This is a genomic window from Streptomyces diacarni, assembly GCF_003323715.1.
Taxonomy (GTDB): Bacteria; Actinomycetota; Actinomycetes; order Streptomycetales; family Streptomycetaceae; genus Streptomyces; species Streptomyces diacarni.
Genome location: NZ_QOIN01000021.1, coordinates 20,981 through 36,184, shown reverse-complemented (window position 1 = coordinate 36,184; position 15,204 = coordinate 20,981). Strand labels below are relative to the sequence as shown.

The following is a 15,204-nucleotide window of genomic DNA, read 5'->3' as shown; positions in this document are numbered from 1 at the left end:
CGGTCATGCGGGGGGCCGGGGGGACTCAGCGCCGCAGCAGCGTCACCACCGCGGCGCCGCCCAGGCCGATGTTGTGGGCCAGGCCCACGCGCGCGCCCGCCACCTGGCGGGACTCCGCGGTGCCGCGCAACTGCCAGACGAGTTCGGCGCACTGGGCGAGGCCCGTCGCCCCGAGGGGGTGCCCCTTGGAGATCAGCCCGCCCGAGGGGTTGACCACCCACCGGCCGCCGTAGGTCGTCGCCCCCGACTCCACCAGCGGTCCCGAGCCGCCCTCCGCGCACATGCCCAACGCCTCGTAGGTGAGCAGTTCGTTGACCGAGAAGCAGTCGTGCAGCTCGACCACGTCGACGTCCTCGATGCCGAGTCCGCTCTCCTCGTACGCCTGGCGCGCGGCGGCCCGCGACATGGGGCGGCCCACGACGTCGATGCACGAGCCCGTGGCGAAGGAGTCCTCGGTGTCGGTCGTCATGGCCTGCCCGACGATCTCCACGGCGTGCTCCGTCAGGCCCCTCTCGCGCACGAAGCGTTCGGAGGCGACCAGGGCCGCCGCCGCGCCGTCGGAGGTGGGCGAGCACTGGAGCCGGGTCAGCGGGTCGTGGATCATCTTGGCGGCGAGGATCTCGTCGCGTTCGTAGACGTCGCGAAACTGTGCGCGCGGATTGCCCGCCGAGTGGCGGTGGTTCTTCTCGCCCACGGCGGCGAGCTGTTCACGCGTGGTGCCGTACCGCTCCCTGTGCTCGCGGGCCGCGTTGCCGAAGATCTGCGCGGTGGGCGGACTCGCCTCGAAGCCGTGCCCGGCCGCCATGACGCCGTAGTGCCGGGCGACGGGCGAGGTGGCGAAGTCGCCCGAGTCCGCGCCCGCGCCCAGTGCGCCCTTCTGCATCTTCTCGAAGCCGAGGGCGAGGACGCAGTCGTTGACCCCCCAGGAGACGAACTGGCGGGCCAGCATCAGCGCCGTGGAGCCCGTGGCGCAGTTGTTGTTGACGTTGTAGACGGGGATGCCGGTGAGGCCGAGTGCGTAGACGGCGCGCTGGGCTGCGGTCGAGGGCTGGTGGCAGTGGCCGACGGCGGCCTGTTCGACGGCGTCGTAGGCGAGTCCCGCGTCGCTCAGCGCCGCGCTGCCCGCCTCCTGGGCCATGTCCCAGTACTGCCACTCGCGGGTTTCGGGCTTGACGAAGGGGGTCATCCCCACGCCGATGACGAACGCCTTGCCTGTCATGGCTGCTCCTTGCGTCGGGGAGAGCGTTCGGACGAGCTCGTCGCGCGAGCTCCGGATGAGGGGGAGCGCGCTTCAGATGAGGGGGCGCGGCTCCGGGTCGCGTGGCAGTCCGAGGAGGCGTTCGGCCACCACGTTGAGCTGCACCTGGGTGGTACCGCCCGCGATGGTCAGACAGCGCGACATCAGGAACTCGTGCACGGCCCGCTCACCCTCGCCCTCGCACACCGCGCCGCCCGCGCCGAGGAGTTCGAGGGCCAGCTCGGCGATCCGCTGCTGGTGCGGGGTCTGGATGAGCTTGCGGACACTGGCGCCGGCGCCCGGATCCAGGCCCTCGACCCGCTGGAGCGTGGTGCGCAGCCCGATGCAGGCCAGCGCGTGCGCCTCGGCCGCCAGCGCGCCGATCCGCTCCCGCACCGTGTCGTCGATGCCCTCCTGTGCGCCGCCGCTGGGATCCAGCCGGGCGAGGAGCGCTTCGAGCCCCGTACCGAAGGTGAGCTGATCGGCCATGTGGACGCGTTCGTTGCCGAGGGTGTGCCGGGCCACCCGCCAGCCGTCGTTCACCTCACCGACCACCGCGTCGGCCGGCAGCACGGCGTCGTCGAACCACACCTCGTTGAACAGCGCGTCGCCCGTGATCTCCTTCAGCGGGCGCACCTCCAGCCCGGGGGTGTGCGCCATGTCGACGAGGAAGAACGTCAGCCCCTCGTGCTTGGGCGCCTCCGGGTCCGTGCGCGCCAGCAGAATGCCCCACCGCGCCCACTGCGCCGCCGACGTCCACACCTTCTGGCCGTTGATCCGCCAGCCGCCGTCCCCGGTCCGCTCCGCACGGGTGCGCAGGGAGGCCAGGTCGGAGCCCGCCTCCGGCTCGGAGAAGAGCTGGCACCACAGCACCTCGCCGCTCAGCGTCGGCAGCAGGTGGCGCTCGCGCTGCGCCTCGGTGCCGTAGGTGAGCAAGGAGGGCACGACCCAGGTGGCGATCCCCAGGTCGGCGACCTTCACGCCGTGCTCGTCCAGCTCGCGCTGCACCGCCAACTGCCGCACGGGCCCCGCCCCCAGGCCGTACGGCTTTGGCAGGTGCGGGGCCGCGTAGCCGGTCGGCGCCAGTGCGCGGCGGACCGCCGCCGGGTCCTGTCCCCGCAGCGGCGCGATCACCTCGCGCGCCTGCGCGCGGTAGCCCTCCGCCTCGGACGGCAGCCGCATCCGCAGTCTGCGGCGGGCGCCCGCGCCCGCGAGCCGGGCGGCGCGCAGCCGGTGCGCTGCGCCGGTGCCCAGCAGCTGCCGGGCGACCACGGCGCGGCGCAGGTACAGGTGCGCGTCGTGTTCCCAGGTGAAGCCGACGCCGCCGAGGATCTGCACACAGTCCTTGGCGCAGGTGTGGGCCGCCTCCAGCGCGGCCGAGGCGGCGAGCGCCGCCGTCAGCCCGCGGACCGCCTCGGGGTTCTCCTCGCCGTGCTGTCCGGCGGGCACATCCGCCGCCCGCGCCGCCTCCTCGTCCGGCGTGCGGGAGGCGCGGGCCGCGTCCCAGGTGAGGGCCCTGGCCTGTTCGAGGCGGACGAGCATGTCGGCGCACAGGTGCTTGACGGCCTGGAACTGGCCGATGGGACGCCCGAACTGCTCGCGGGTCCTGGCGTACTCGGTCGCGGTCGCCAGCGCCCAGGCGGCGAGGCCGCACGCCTCGGCGGAGAAGAGGACGGCGGCGACCTCGCGTACGCGGTCGTCATCGAGAGGCAGCGCGCGGGCCGCCGGCACCTCAAGGCCGCGGGCGGTGACCTGGGCGGTGGGGCGCAGGGGGTCGGCGCTCTCCTGCGGGCTGATGTCGAGCGCTTCGGCGTCGACGGTGAGCCACACGGTGCCGGACGGGGTGCGCGCGGCGAGGAGCAGCACGTCGGCCTGGGCTCCGCCGAGAACGGGTGGGGCGGTGCCGTCGAGCACGTAGGAGGGGCCGTCTCCGTCCCCGGGCGCCGCGGTGAGGGAGCCGGGGGTGAGGGCGAGGGCCGCGACGCGCGCGCCGGTGGCCAGCGCCCCGAGCAGTGCGGTGTCCGAGCCGCCCGCCGTGCACAGGAGTTCGGAGGCGAGCACGTGCGGCAGGTAAGGACCCGGAAGCGCGGCCCTGCCGGTCTCCTCCACGACGACGGCCAGGTCGAGCAGGGAACCGCCCGCGCCGCCCGCGTCCTCGGGCAGATGGATGCCGCACAGGCCCTGTTCCGCGAGCCCCTTCCACCAGTCAGGACGCTCCCGGCCCGGCGGCGCCTCCAGCGCCGCGCGCCGCTTCGCACCGGGGACGGCGCGCGCCAGCCCGCCCCGTACGGAAGCGGCCAGGTCCCGGTGCTCCTGGGTCGTTCCGATGCCGCCTGCGATGCGCGTGCTTGCGCTGCTCACGGTGCTCCCGTCGGCCATGCGGGCACACTAGAACACGTTCCACCAAGAGGGAAGGTGCGCGCCGACAGCGAGACGGACACCGGGGACCGCCCGCCGAGGACCCCACGGCACCTACCCCGGGAGGGAAAGCGGCGGTAGGGCAGCATGACCCGGTAGCGCTCCGGCCGGGCAAGGGCCGCACAGCGCGGGCGCGCGTCCACGACAGGTAAGGAACACCGATGAACCAGCCCTCCCCCACCCCCGGCGGCGCCGCCGCTCCACAGCCGCGTACCCTCGCCGCGTTCGAGGCGGCGAAGGGCTTCATGCCCCGGGACGAGGGCCTGGCGCTGTACGCGGCGGCAGCGGAGGCGGGGGCGCTGGGGCTGCCCCTGCTGGAGGTGGGCACCTACTGCGGGCGCTCCACACTGCTGCTGGCGGACGCGGCGCGCGCGGCCGGGGTGACGGCGCTCACGCTCGACCACCACCGCGGGAGCGAGGAGCAGCAGCCCGGCTGGGAGTACCACGACCCCGAGGTCGTCGACCCGGTCGTGGGCGCGATGGACACCCTGCCCACCTTCCGGCGCACGCTGCACGCGGCCGGCCTGGAGGAGCACGTGGTCGCGCTGGTCGGACGCTCACCGCGGGTGGCCGCGCTGTGGGGGACGCCGCTGGGTCTCGTCTTCATCGACGGCGGCCACACGGAGGAGCACGCGAGCGCCGACTACGAGGGCTGGGCCCCGCATCTGGCACCCCGCGGACTGCTGGTGATCCACGACGTCTTCCCCGACCCGGCGGACGGCGGACAGGCGCCGCACCACATCCACGAGCGCGCCCTGGCCTCGGGCGCCTACGACGCGGTTTCCGCGACGGGTTCCCTGCGGGTCCTGCGGCGGCGCTGAGCGCGGCCCCCTCCGCTCCCCCACCGGGTGCCCGCGGCCACCGCGCCAAAGGCGGCGCGGTGGCGAGGGCTACCATCTACGCCCGTGTCGAATGGAGGCTACGTGAGGCGACGGCGGCGGACGGGTCAGCGGATGGCGGCGGCGGTGACTGCCGCGCTCGTGTGCCTGGGCACCGCCGGATGCGGCGCGTTCGGCGGGGACGGTGACGAGGACGGCAAGCCGCGCGCGAAGGACGGGGACCACTCCGCCGCATCCTCCCCGGCCTCCCCCAGCGCACGGGGAGGCAAGAAGCCGGCGGACGAGCCGCTGCGCGGCAAGGTGATCGTCGTCGACCCCGGCCACAATCCGCACAACCGCGACCAGCCTGGCAAGATTTCCCGGAGCGTCGATATCGGCACGGGGAAGAAGGAATGCGACACCACGGGCACCGCGACCAATTCCGGTTACGCGGAGGCCGACTTCACTCTCGACCTGGCGCACCGGGTCCGTACGCAGCTTCGCGAGCGCGGGGCCACCGTCAGGTTCACCCACGACGGCGACGAGCCGTACGGCCCATGCGTGGATGAACGCGCGGAAAAGGGAAATCAGGCGCAAGCGGACGCGGCCATTTCACTCCATGCGGACGGCGCGCACGCGGGAAGCCGCGGTTTCCATGTGATTCTTCCCGCATCCGTCCACGAGGGCGCCGCTGACACCCGCGACATCGTCACGCCTTCTCGACGGTTCGGTACCGATCTGCGCGACGCTTTCCACGCGGCCACCGGCGAACAGCCCGCCAACTATCTTGGTGACGGCAACGGCCTGGACACCAGAGGGGACTTGGGGGGCCTCAACCTGAGTAAGGTGCCCAAGGTCTTCCTCGAATGCGGCAACATGCGTGATCCGCGCGACGTCGCCCATCTCACGTCGGCGAAGTGGCGCGAAAAGGCGGCACGCGGGGTCACGGACGGGATCACCGCTTTCCTCGCAGCCGGGAAGGGGAAACCGTGAAACCTGGGAGCGAACCCCCACGGCCCGCCCGTAGTCTCATCCGTACGATGGGGTGCTCACCCCCGGCAGACTTCAACCATGACCAGACCGATTAAGGACCCCACGTGAACATCCGCTCGCTCACGCGAGGCGACGGTGCGGTGATAGGAGCAGCGGTGCTGCTGTTCATCGCTTCGTTCCTCGACTTCTTCTCCATCGAATGCTCCGGTTCGCTGTGCGACGAGGTACCGAACGCCTGGGACACGGAGAAGCTCCAGCTGATCCTGCCCTCGATCTTCCTGACCGGGATCCTCGGTGCCGCGGCGCTGGTCGGTGGCCGTTTCCTGCCGGAGGGCCGCAAGTTCGGCGCCGTCACCCTGCCGCAGTTCGGTGCGAGCCTGATCGTGGTCTCACTGTGGTCCATGATCTGGGAGTTCATCGTCGCCCCTGACGGCGCGGACATGGGTGCCGGGGCCATCCTCGGGCTCATCGCGGTTCTGATCGGTGCCGCCGCGGCGCTCATCACCCCGGTCGTCCCGGCGCTGGCGGCTCCGCTGGTGCCCGCCGGCGGTGCGGGCGGTCCCGGCGCGGGTGCGGCGCCCTACGGCTACCCGCAGCAGGGCGGCTACGGCTACCCGGGCGGCCCGCAGGCCGGCCAGCCGGGCCCGTACGGCGCGCAGGGCGGTCAGCCGGGCCAGCCGCAGTACGGACAGCCGGGTGCGCAGCCGGGTCAGCCGGGGCCGGGCCAGCCGCACGGGGGCGCGCAGGGCGCCCCGGGCGCTCCCCAGGACGCCGGGTTCCAGCCGTTCTGGTTCGCCGTTCCGATGGCGCGTCCGCTCTTCCCGGAGGACGGCTCGCCGCAGCCGATCGCCGAACTGGCCCCCGGTACCTGGTACCTGGCGGTCGAGCAGCGCGGTCAGGCGCTCATCGCCCAGACGCAGGACGGCCGCCGCGGCATCCTGCAGGACACCTCCAACATCCAGCGCGGCTGAGCCTCCGGGCCGCCCGCACGGGTCAGCGGCCCCTCGCCCTTCCGGGCGGGGGGCCGCTGTCGTACGCTGCCCCGGCGAACTGACGCCTTGTCAGTTGCTGGGAGGGCGGACGAGAGGGGCGGGCGATGCGGCTCGGACTGGCGCTCGGGTACTGGGGCCGCGGCCCCGACCCCCGCCACCTGGAACTCGCCCGCGAGGCGGAGGACCTGGGCTACCACTCGGTGTGGACCGCCGAGTCCTGGGGCTCGGACGCGTTCACGGCCCTGACCTGGATCGCCGCCCACACCACCCGCATCCGCCTGGGCACCGCCGTCGCACAGATGGCGGCCCGCACCCCCACGGCCACCGCCATGCACGCCCTCACCCTCGACCACCTCAGCGGCGGCCGCATGCACCTCGGGCTGGGCCTGTCGGGCCCGCAGGTGGTCGAGGGCTGGTACGGGCGGCCCTTCCCCTCCTCGCCGCTGACCCTGACCCGCGAGTACGTGGACGTCGTGCGCCAGGTACTGCGCCGCGAGGCCCCGGTGACGCTGGAAGGGCGCTACCACACGCATCCGTACGCGGGCCCCGGCTCCACCGGCATGGGCAAGCCCCTGCGGTCCCTCACCCATCCGCTCCGCGGCGACCTGCCCGTCCTGCTCGGCGCGGAGGGCCCCAAGAACGTCGCCCAGACCGCGCGCATCGCCGACGGCTGGCTGCCGCTGTACTGGTCGCCGACGCGCCCCTCGGTGTACGAGGCCGCGCTCGCGCAGGCGCCGCCCGGGTTCCTCGTGGCGCCCCTGGCGCAGGCCAGGATCTGCGACGACGTGGCCGAGGGCCTGCTGCCCGTCAAGGCCATGCTCGGCTTCTACGTCGGCGGCATGGGCCACGCCCGCCGCAACTTCCACGCGGAGCTGATGGCGCGGATGGGGTACGCGCAGGACGCCGAGCGCGTCCAGGCGCTGTTCGCCCAGGGGCGGCGCGAGGAGGCGGTGCGCGCCGTACCCGACGCGTTCGCCGACGAGATCTCGCTGGTGGGCCCGCGCGCGAGAGTCGCGGAACGGCTGGAGCTGTGGCGCGCGGGTCCGGTGACCGACCTGCTGGTGCTGGCGCCCGACCCGCACACGCTGCGGGTACTGGCCCAACTGGCCGGGTAGCCGGGTAGCCGGCAGTTCGCCCGCTCCTTCGCGTCCCCCGGGGGGTGCCTCAGCAGCAGTCGGGGTCCAGGCCCGCCGGCAGGGCGTCGCCGCGGAAGACCTGGACCGTCGCGTCGTCGCCGCCCAGCGCCGCGACGGCCAGCAGCAGCGCCCCCGCCGTCCAGGTGGTGCGCTCGACGGGCCAGACGGCCTCGTTCTCGAAGACGTACCCCGTCCAGTACATGCCGTCGTCGGCGCGCAGGTGGCCCATCCACTGGAGCACGTCCAAGGCCCGGTCCGACTCGCCCATCGCCCACAGGGCGAGGGCGAGTTCCGCGCTCTCCCCGCCGGTCACCCACGGGTTGGGGACGACGCAGCGGCAGCCGAAGCCGGGCACCACGAAGCGGTCCCAGCCCTCCTCGACGCGCTCCTTGGCCGCGGTGCCGCGCAGGGCGCCGCCGAGGACGGGGTAGTACCAGTCCATGGAGTAGCGGCTCTTGTCGAGGAACCGCTCGGGGTGGCGGCGGATGGCGTGGCCGAGCCAGCCCGCGGCCAGTTCCCAGTCGGGCTGCGGTTCCTCGCGGTGCTCGGCCATCGCCAGCGCGCAGCGCAGCGCGTGGTGGATGGAGGAGGACCCGGTCAGCAGGGCGTCGGTGTGGGCGGTGCCGTCGGCCTCGCGCTTCCAGCCGATCTGGCCGCCCGGCTGCTGGAGTTCGAGCACGAACGCGACGGCCGCGGTGACCACGGGCCACATGCGGTCGAGGAAGGCGTCGTCCCCTGTGGCCAGGTAGTGGTGAAAGATACCGACGGCCGGATAGGCGCAGAAGTTGGTCTCCCGCGCCCGGTCGGTGGGGGCCGCCGCGTCACCGTCGGCGTAGGCGGCGTACCAGGAGCCGTCGGGCTGCTGGTGCGCGGCGAGCCAGCGGTAGGCGGCCTCGGCGCGGTCGTGTTCGCCCGCCGCGTCCAGGGCCATGGCCGCCTCGACGTGGTCCCACGGGTCGAGGTGGTGGCCGCGGAACCACGGTATGGCGCCGTCGTCGCGCTGCTGGGCCGCGATGCCTGCGACGGTCTGCCGGGCCTGCTCCGCGGTCAGGACGCCGGGCAGTACGAGCCGCTCGGTGCGCTCGGGGCTGGTCACTTGGCCGCCGCCGCGCTCTCGCCGGCGCGGTGCCTGAGGCCGTCGGCCGCGGCGAGGTGCGGAAGGTGCGGCTTGGTCGCGTAGGCGACGAAGCTCTTGCCGATGACGGGGTCGAGGGCGCGCTCGGCGAGCCGGGTGGCCAGCGGGCGCTTCATGATGTCCCACACCAGCAGCTTGTGGTAGGCGCGCACCGGGAGCGCTGCCTCGTCACCGTCGCGGTCCACCCCGAACGCGCACTTCAGCCACCAGTACGGTGCGTGCAGCCCGTGGGCGTGGTGGCTGCCGTAGGGGCGCAGCCCGGCCCCGCGCATCTTGGCCAGGAGTTCGGTGGCGCGGTAGATGCGGATGTGGCCGCCCTCCACCTCGTGGTAGGCGTCGCTGAGCGCCCAGCAGACCTTCTCGGGGCCGTACCTGGGCACGGTGACCGCTATCCGGCCGCCGGGCCGCAGGACGCGCACCATCTCGGCGAGGACGCCCTTGTCGTCGTGGATGTGCTCCATGACCTCGGAGATGATGACGACGTCGAAGCTGTCGTCGGGGAACGGCAGGGCGAGCGCGTCGCCCTCCATGGCGGTGGCGGTGGCGCCCTCGGGGGCCTCCCCCTCCGCGGCCATGGCGGCGAACCAGGTGGCGACCTCGCTGATCTCCTCGGCGTTCCGGTCGAGGGCGACCACGCGTGCGCCGCGCCGGTAGCACTCGAAGGCGTGCCGACCCGCCCCGCATCCCAGGTCGAGCACGCGGTCGCCGGGGGCGAGCGGGAAACGGGCGAAGTCCACGGTCAGCACGGGCGATCAGCCTTCCAGAAAGTCATGCGGGGCGGGAGCGGGCCGACGGGGCGGCGGGTCGGCGGGGTTCAGCGGCTTTCAGCGACCTGTGTCGGCTTTCGGCGGCTTCCGGCGGCGGCGTGCGCCGGCTCGACGGGCGGCCGCGCCACGGGCGGCGAGGCCTCGCGCGCGGGCGTGCCCATGGCGGCGCGGTAGCGCTCGACGGTGCCCAGCGCCGCCTTCTCCCAGGTGAACTTCCCCAGCACCCGCTCCCGTCCGGCGGCCCCGATCCTGGCCCGCAGCGCGCTGTCGGACAGCAGCCGTACGAGCCCGGCGGCGAGCGCTCCGGCGTCGCCCGGCGGCACGGCCAGGCAGGTGTCGCCGTCCCGCCCGGCGACCTCGGGGATGGCGCCGCCCGTGGTGGCGAGCAGGGGGGTGCCGGTGGCCATGGCCTCGGCGGCGGGCAGGGAGAAGCCCTCGTACAGGGAGGGGACGCAGGCGACCTGTGCCGAGCGCACCAGCGCGGCCAGCTCGGCGTCGCTGATGCCCTTGACGAACTCGACGGCGCCGTCCAGGCCGTGGGCCGTGATCGCGTCGGCGACCGGACCGCGTGCGGGGCGTTCGCCGACGACGACCAGGTGGGCCTCGGGCTGCTCGGTGCGCGCCTTGGCCAGCGCCTCGATGAGGAAGACGAGGCCCTTGAGCGGCACGTCGGCGCTGGAGGTCGTCACGATCCGGCCCGGCGTCTCGGGCACGGACGGGTCGGGCGAGAAGAGGCGGGTGTCGGCGCCGATGGGCACGACGTGGATGCGGTCGCGGCGCACACCGAGGTCCTCGGCGATCTCCTGGCGGGAGGAGCCCGAGACGGTGACCACCGAGGGCAGCCGGCGGGCGACCCGGCGCTGCATGCGGGTGAAGCCGTACCAGCGGCGCACGGAGGCCTGCTGCCGCCAGCCGGACGCCGCCTCCAGCTCCAGCCTGCGGTCGACGGTGATGGGGTGGTGGATGGTGGTCACGAGGGGCGCGCCGAGCGCCCCGGGGCCGCCCAAGAGGCCGTAGCCGAGGGTCTGGTTGTCGTGGACGACGTCGAACGCGCCGCGCCGCGCGGCCAGGTGGCGGCGGGCGCGCAGCGAGAAGGTGAGCGGCTCGGGGAAGCCGCCGGTCCACATGGTGCCGACCTCCAGCAGGTCGACCCAGTCGCGGTACTCGCCGCGCCGCGGGGTGCGGAAGGGGTCGGGCTGGCGGTAGAGGTCGAGGCTGGGCAGCTCGGTGAGGGTGAGGCGCCCTGACACGTCGGGGACGTCGTCGAGCACCGGGTAGGGCTGGGCGCCGATGACCTCGACGGTGTGGCCGAGCCGGGCGAGTTCGCGGGAGAGGTGGCGTACGTAGACGCCCTGGCCGCCGCAGAAGGGGTTGCCCTTGTACGTCAGCAGCGCGATGCGCAGCGGGCGGTCCGTTACGGCCTGACCGGTCACTCGCGGCCCCCTTCGTCACTGCTTTCCGCCGGAGCGTAGCCGCTCGCGCTAACCTAGAACAAGTTTCAGGTTGCTGTTCGGGAGGACGGCACCGGGCGGTGACACCACCCGGGACGCGTCCCGGACTGAGAAATTTACCGGCCAGTCACTTCGGGCGAACCACCGGAGCAGGTGATTCGCGCCACCCCTGCGAGGCCTGCAACAATGCACGGCTCACCCCAGGGCTTCACGACGCCACGGAAACGGGACGAACAACGCGATGCCGACACCGCCGCAGCCCAAGCCCCCGCACACGGCCCGCGCCAAGCGGCCGTCGCGCCCGCAGCCGCTCACGCATCCGCTGACGCAGTCTCCGCCGCTGACCGAGCGCCAGGAGGCGAGGCGCCGCCGCATCCTGCACGCCAGCGCGCAGCTGGCCAGGCGGGGCGGGTTCGACGCGGTGCAGATGCGCGAGGTGGCCGACTCCTCGCACGTCGCCCTCGGTACGCTCTACCGCTACTTCCCCTCCAAGGTGCACCTGCTGGTGGCCACCATGCAGGACCAGTTGCAGCACATGCACGAGACCCTGCACAAGCGGCCTCCGGAGGAGATGGAGGCGGCGGCCCGCGTCGCCAAGACGTTGATGCGCGCCTTCCGCGCCCTCCAGCGCGAGCCCCAGCTGGCCGACGCGATGGTCCGCGCCCTCAACTTCGCCGACCGCTCCGTCAGCCCCGAGGTGGACACCGTCTCCCGGCTGACGACGGCGATCATCCTGGACGCCATGGGCCTGGAGGGTCCCGCCACCCCCGAGCAGCTCTCCGCGGTCCGCGTCATCGAACACACCTGGCACTCGGCGCTGATCACCTGGCTCTCGGGGCGCGCCTCGATCGCCCAGGTCAAGATCGACATCGAGACGGTCTGCCGGCTGATCGCGGTGACGGCGCCCGCGCCGGAAGAGGAAGAAGGCGAAGAGGCCGACGAACACGGCTGAGGCGCGACCCCTTCACGCTCCCGCGGGGGCGAAGCGGACCGGGGTTCCCGGCGGAGCCTGGGCGGCCGCGTCGAGCGCCTCGCGGGGAACGACGCCGACGACGGGGTAGCCACCGGTCGTCGGATGGTCCGCCAGGAAGATCACCGGACGGCCCTCGGGCGGCACCTGCACCGCTCCCAGCGGCATGCCCTCGCTGGCCAGTTCCCCCTCCCTGGCCCGCTCCAGCGCGGGGCCCTCAAGACGCAGTCCGATCCGGTTGCTGGCCGGGGAGACCCGGTAGCCGCAGGACAGCAGGGTGCGCAGCCCGCCGGGGGTGAACCAGTCGTGCCGCGGCCCCAGGACCACCGGCAGCAGCAACTCGCGCGGCGGCCCCGCCCAGACGGCGGCGTCGCAGCAGACCGAGGGCCGGTGCACGGGCGGTGCGCCGAGTGTGAGCACCGCGCCCTCGCACAGGGGCGCGGGCCCGAGCCCGGAGAGCAGGTCGGTGGCGCGGCTGCCCAGCACCGGGTCCGCGTCCACGCCGCCGTCGAACGCCACGTACGAGCGGACGCCGTGGGTGGCGGCACCGACGTCCAGGACGGCGCCCGCGGGGACGTGGACGGGCTGCCCCCAGGCGGCGGGCCGCCCGTCGACCGTCACCGGGCAGGGTGCGCCGGTGACGGCGGCGACGGTGGGGCGCAGGGCCCGCACGGCGCATCCCGTCAGCGTGGTCTCCAACGTCGCGGCCGTCTCCGGGTTGCCGAGCAGCCGGTTGGCGAGGCGGTGAGCGCCCGTGTCGAGGGCACCGGAGCGCGGTACGCCCAGGTGCGCGTATCCGGCGCGGCCCAGGTCCTGGACGGTGGTCAGCACCCCGGCCCGTGCCGTCTGCAGTCCGTCAGCCATCACGGTCGCCTCCCGGGGGCCGGTCCGGCCCCTCGCTCTCCGTGCCCGGGCCCGTCCGGGTCCAGGGGGACGAAGCGGACGCGCGTTCCGGGCGCGAGGAGGGCGGCGGGGGTGCGGTCCGCGTCCCACAGCACGGTTTCGGGTGCCGTGCCGATCAGCTGCCATCCGCCGGGTGAGGAGCGCGGGTAGACGCCCGTGTACGGGCCCGCGAGCCCGACGGCGCCAGCCGGGACGCGAGTGCGCGGATCGGCGCGGCGCGGCACGTGGTAGCGCTCGTCGAGCCCGGTCAGGTAGCCGAAGCCGGGGGCGAATCCGCAGAAGGCGACGCGGAAGGCGGCGGCCGTGTGGATACGCGGCACCTCGTCCTCGGCCACGCCCCACAGCGCCGCCACGTCGGCGAGGTCGGGGCCGTCGTAGCGGACGGGGATCTCCAGGGCGCTCTCGGCGGAGCCGGTCAGCGGCGGCACGTCCCAGCCGGGCAGCTCGGCGGCCAGCGCGCGGGCCGCGTCGGCGCTCGGGAAGCCGTCCAGCAGCACGGTCGTGGCCCCCGGGACGATCTCGGCGACGGGCGGCAGGGTGCCTCGGGCGCGGCGGCGCAGGAGTTCGGCGTGCAGGGCCTCGGTCTCCTCGGCGGTGCCGAGTTCGACGAGCAGCCCGTCGCGGCCCACCGGCAGCACGGCGGCACGGAGCTGGCCGCGGCCCGCGTCCCCTTCCCCGCCCGCCTCGCGCACCTTGTGTGCCCTCCGGTTCACGCGAAGGCCCGGACGGTGACGCCGGCCGCGGCCAGCTCCTCGCGGACGCGCCGTGCCAGTCGCGCGGCGGCCGGGGTGTCGCCGTGCACGCACAGCGAGCGGGCGGTGCTGCGCAGCAGTCCGCCGTCGGCGGCGACGAGCTCGCCGTCCCCGGCCAGGCGCAGCGACCGCTCGACCACCTGGTCGGGGTCGTGGAGCACGGCGTCCGGCTCGGTGCGGGGTACGAGCGTGCCGTCGGGGCGGTAGGCGCGGTCGGCGAACGCCTCCTCGACGGTGGGCAGTCCGGCCTCGGCGGCCGCGGCCAGCAGCCGGGATCCCGGCAGGCCGAGCACCGGCAGCGGGCCGCCGGACCCGTGCGCCGCCCGGGCCAGCCGTACGCCTTCGACGACGGCGGCGGCCTGCTCGGCGTCGCGGACGGCGCGGTTGTAGAGCGCGCCGTGCGGTTTGACGTAGGCGACGGCGGAGCCGGCCGCGCGGGCGAAGACCTCCAGCGCCCCGATCTGGTAGGCCACTTCGGCGGTCAGCTCGGCGGCGGGCACGTCCATGGCGCGGCGGCCGAAGCCGGCCAGGTCGCGGTAGGAGACCTGCGCGCCGATGCGGACGCCGCGCTCGGCGGCCAGTTCGCAGACGCGGCGCATGGTGGCGGGGTCCCCCGCGTGGTAGCCGCAGGCGACGTTGGCACTGGTGACCGAGGCGAGCAGGGCTTCGTCGTCGGTCAGGTGCCAGCGCCCGAAGCCCTCGCCGAGGTCGGCGTTAAGGTCGATCATCCGGTCCATCGCCAGCAACGTAAGCGATTGTTGAACAATCCGGCAAGGGGGCTCGGCGTCCGGTTCGCCCGGATGCCGCCACCCGACCGCCCCACCGCGTCCCCGCGTCCCCGGCTCCGCGCCGGCGCGCGCACCCACCCGAGGGAGACCCATGACCGCCGACCCGCCCGCAGGCCTGTCCGCCGCACTGCCGGACCTGGCCGCCGACCGCGCGCTGCTGGGACGCACCAGCACGGCCGAACGCGTGGCGGCCATCCTGCGCGAGCGGATAGCGCAGGGCTCCTTCCCGCCCGGCACCCGGCTCTCGGAGGAGCGCATCTGCGGCGCCCTCGGCGTCTCGCGCAACACCCTGCGGGAGGCGTTCCGGCTGCTGACGCACGAGAGGCTGCTCGTGCACCGGTTCAACCGGGGCACGTTCGTCCGCGTACTGACCGACACCGACATCGTGGACATCTACCGCGTCCGCCGCCTCGTCGAGTGCGCGGCGCTGCGCGGGCTCGGTGAGCCGCCGTACGACGTGGCCGAGGTGCGGGCGGCCGTCACGGCGGGCGAGAAGGCGGCGGCCGACGGCGACTGGCAGGAGTGCTCGACCGCCAACATCCGCTTCCACCAGGCGCTGGCCGGGCTCGCCGGCAGTGCGCGCACCGACGAGATGATGCGCGGCGTACTGGCCGAGTTGAGACTGGCCTTCCACATCATGGGCGACCTGCGCCGCTTCCACGACCCGTATCTCACGCGCAACCAGGAGCTGGTCCAGGCGCTGGAGACGGGCCGCAAGGGCGTGGCGGAAGCGCTGCTGGCGGCCTATCTGGACGATTCGCTGCGGCAGCTGCTGGAGGCGTACCCGTAAGGCGCGCCCCCAAAGCCGCGGTTCCGCCGGCCGCGCCGTGACGACCTCCACGTG

Annotated in this window: 14 protein-coding genes; 6 read left to right on the top strand and 8 right to left on the bottom strand. The window is 74.2% G+C overall.

The genetic code is table 11. The annotated features are described in order from the left end of the window. Positions 1-25: 25 nt before the first annotated feature. Positions 26-1,219: a lipid-transfer protein gene (locus DTL70_RS00920; protein ID WP_114019873.1), complete on the bottom strand. Its 1,194-nt coding sequence runs from the start codon at positions 1,217-1,219 to the stop codon at positions 26-28. A gap of 72 nt (positions 1,220-1,291) precedes the next feature. Beyond that, on the bottom strand, positions 1,292-3,616 hold the full coding sequence (locus DTL70_RS00915; protein ID WP_114019872.1) for an acyl-CoA dehydrogenase family protein: 2,325 nt from the start codon (positions 3,614-3,616) through the stop codon (positions 1,292-1,294). A 200-nt stretch (positions 3,617-3,816) separates the two neighbouring features. Here DTL70_RS00915 and DTL70_RS00910 point away from each other — a divergent pair, with 200 nt between their 5' ends. The 4 genes from DTL70_RS00910 (at position 3,817) to DTL70_RS00895 (ending at position 7,573) form a co-directional block, all read left to right on the top strand. After that, positions 3,817-4,476 carry a class I SAM-dependent methyltransferase gene (locus tag DTL70_RS00910; RefSeq protein WP_114019871.1) on the top strand — a complete coding sequence of 220 codons (660 nt, stop codon included), beginning with the start codon at positions 3,817-3,819 and terminating at the stop codon, positions 4,474-4,476. Positions 4,477-4,608: 132 nt separating this feature from the next. Beyond that, entirely contained in the window at positions 4,609-5,466 is an 858-nt protein-coding gene (locus DTL70_RS00905) for an N-acetylmuramoyl-L-alanine amidase (RefSeq protein ID WP_114019870.1), read from the top strand. A 104-nt stretch (positions 5,467-5,570) separates the two neighbouring features. Further along, entirely contained in the window at positions 5,571-6,437 is an 867-nt protein-coding gene (locus DTL70_RS00900) for a DUF5336 domain-containing protein (RefSeq protein ID WP_114019869.1), read from the top strand. Between the two features lie 125 nt (positions 6,438-6,562). After that, positions 6,563-7,573, top strand: coding sequence for an LLM class F420-dependent oxidoreductase (locus DTL70_RS00895; protein WP_114019868.1), 1,011 nt, complete (start codon positions 6,563-6,565; stop codon positions 7,571-7,573). 49 nt (positions 7,574-7,622) lie between these two features. On the opposite strand, the gene DTL70_RS00890 is transcribed toward DTL70_RS00895, so the two are convergent. From DTL70_RS00890 to DTL70_RS00880, 3 genes are all read right to left on the bottom strand, one after another. Then, positions 7,623-8,690, bottom strand: a complete 1,068-nt coding sequence (locus DTL70_RS00890) for a prenyltransferase/squalene oxidase repeat-containing protein (protein WP_114019867.1) — start codon at positions 8,688-8,690, stop codon at positions 7,623-7,625. Next, on the bottom strand, positions 8,687-9,475 hold the full coding sequence (locus DTL70_RS00885) for a class I SAM-dependent methyltransferase (protein WP_114019866.1): 789 nt from the start codon (positions 9,473-9,475) through the stop codon (positions 8,687-8,689). Before DTL70_RS00885 ends, DTL70_RS00890 begins: the two co-directional genes overlap by 4 nt. Positions 9,476-9,543: 68 nt before the next feature. After that, positions 9,544-10,929, bottom strand: a complete 1,386-nt coding sequence (locus tag DTL70_RS00880) for a glycosyltransferase family 4 protein (protein ID WP_114019865.1) — start codon at positions 10,927-10,929, stop codon at positions 9,544-9,546. 259 nt (positions 10,930-11,188) lie between these two features. Here DTL70_RS00880 and DTL70_RS00875 point away from each other — a divergent pair, with 259 nt between their 5' ends. Next, entirely contained in the window at positions 11,189-11,899 is a 711-nt protein-coding gene (locus DTL70_RS00875) for a TetR family transcriptional regulator (RefSeq protein WP_245978889.1), read from the top strand. Between the two features lie 12 nt (positions 11,900-11,911). Here the strand turns inward: DTL70_RS00875 and DTL70_RS00870 are convergent, their stop codons facing one another. The 3 genes from DTL70_RS00870 to DTL70_RS00860 are packed head-to-tail and all read right to left on the bottom strand — an operon-like array spanning position 11,912 to position 14,300. After that, positions 11,912-12,781: a 5-oxoprolinase subunit C family protein gene (locus DTL70_RS00870; protein ID WP_114019864.1), complete on the bottom strand. Its 870-nt coding sequence runs from the start codon at positions 12,779-12,781 to the stop codon at positions 11,912-11,914. After that, a complete protein-coding gene (locus DTL70_RS00865) occupies positions 12,781-13,512 on the bottom strand; it encodes a 5-oxoprolinase subunit B family protein (protein WP_114019863.1) in 732 nt (243 codons plus the stop codon). Before DTL70_RS00865 ends, DTL70_RS00870 begins: the two co-directional genes overlap by 1 nt. A gap of 17 nt (positions 13,513-13,529) precedes the next feature. Continuing rightward, the gene (locus tag DTL70_RS00860; RefSeq protein ID WP_114019910.1) at positions 13,530-14,300 is read right to left on the bottom strand and encodes a LamB/YcsF family protein; all 771 of its coding nucleotides are present in this window, start codon (positions 14,298-14,300) and stop codon (positions 13,530-13,532) included. Between the two features lie 151 nt (positions 14,301-14,451). Here DTL70_RS00860 and DTL70_RS00855 point away from each other — a divergent pair, with 151 nt between their 5' ends. Next, positions 14,452-15,150, top strand: coding sequence for a GntR family transcriptional regulator (locus DTL70_RS00855; protein ID WP_114019862.1), 699 nt, complete (start codon positions 14,452-14,454; stop codon positions 15,148-15,150). Positions 15,151-15,204 lie beyond the last annotated feature (54 nt).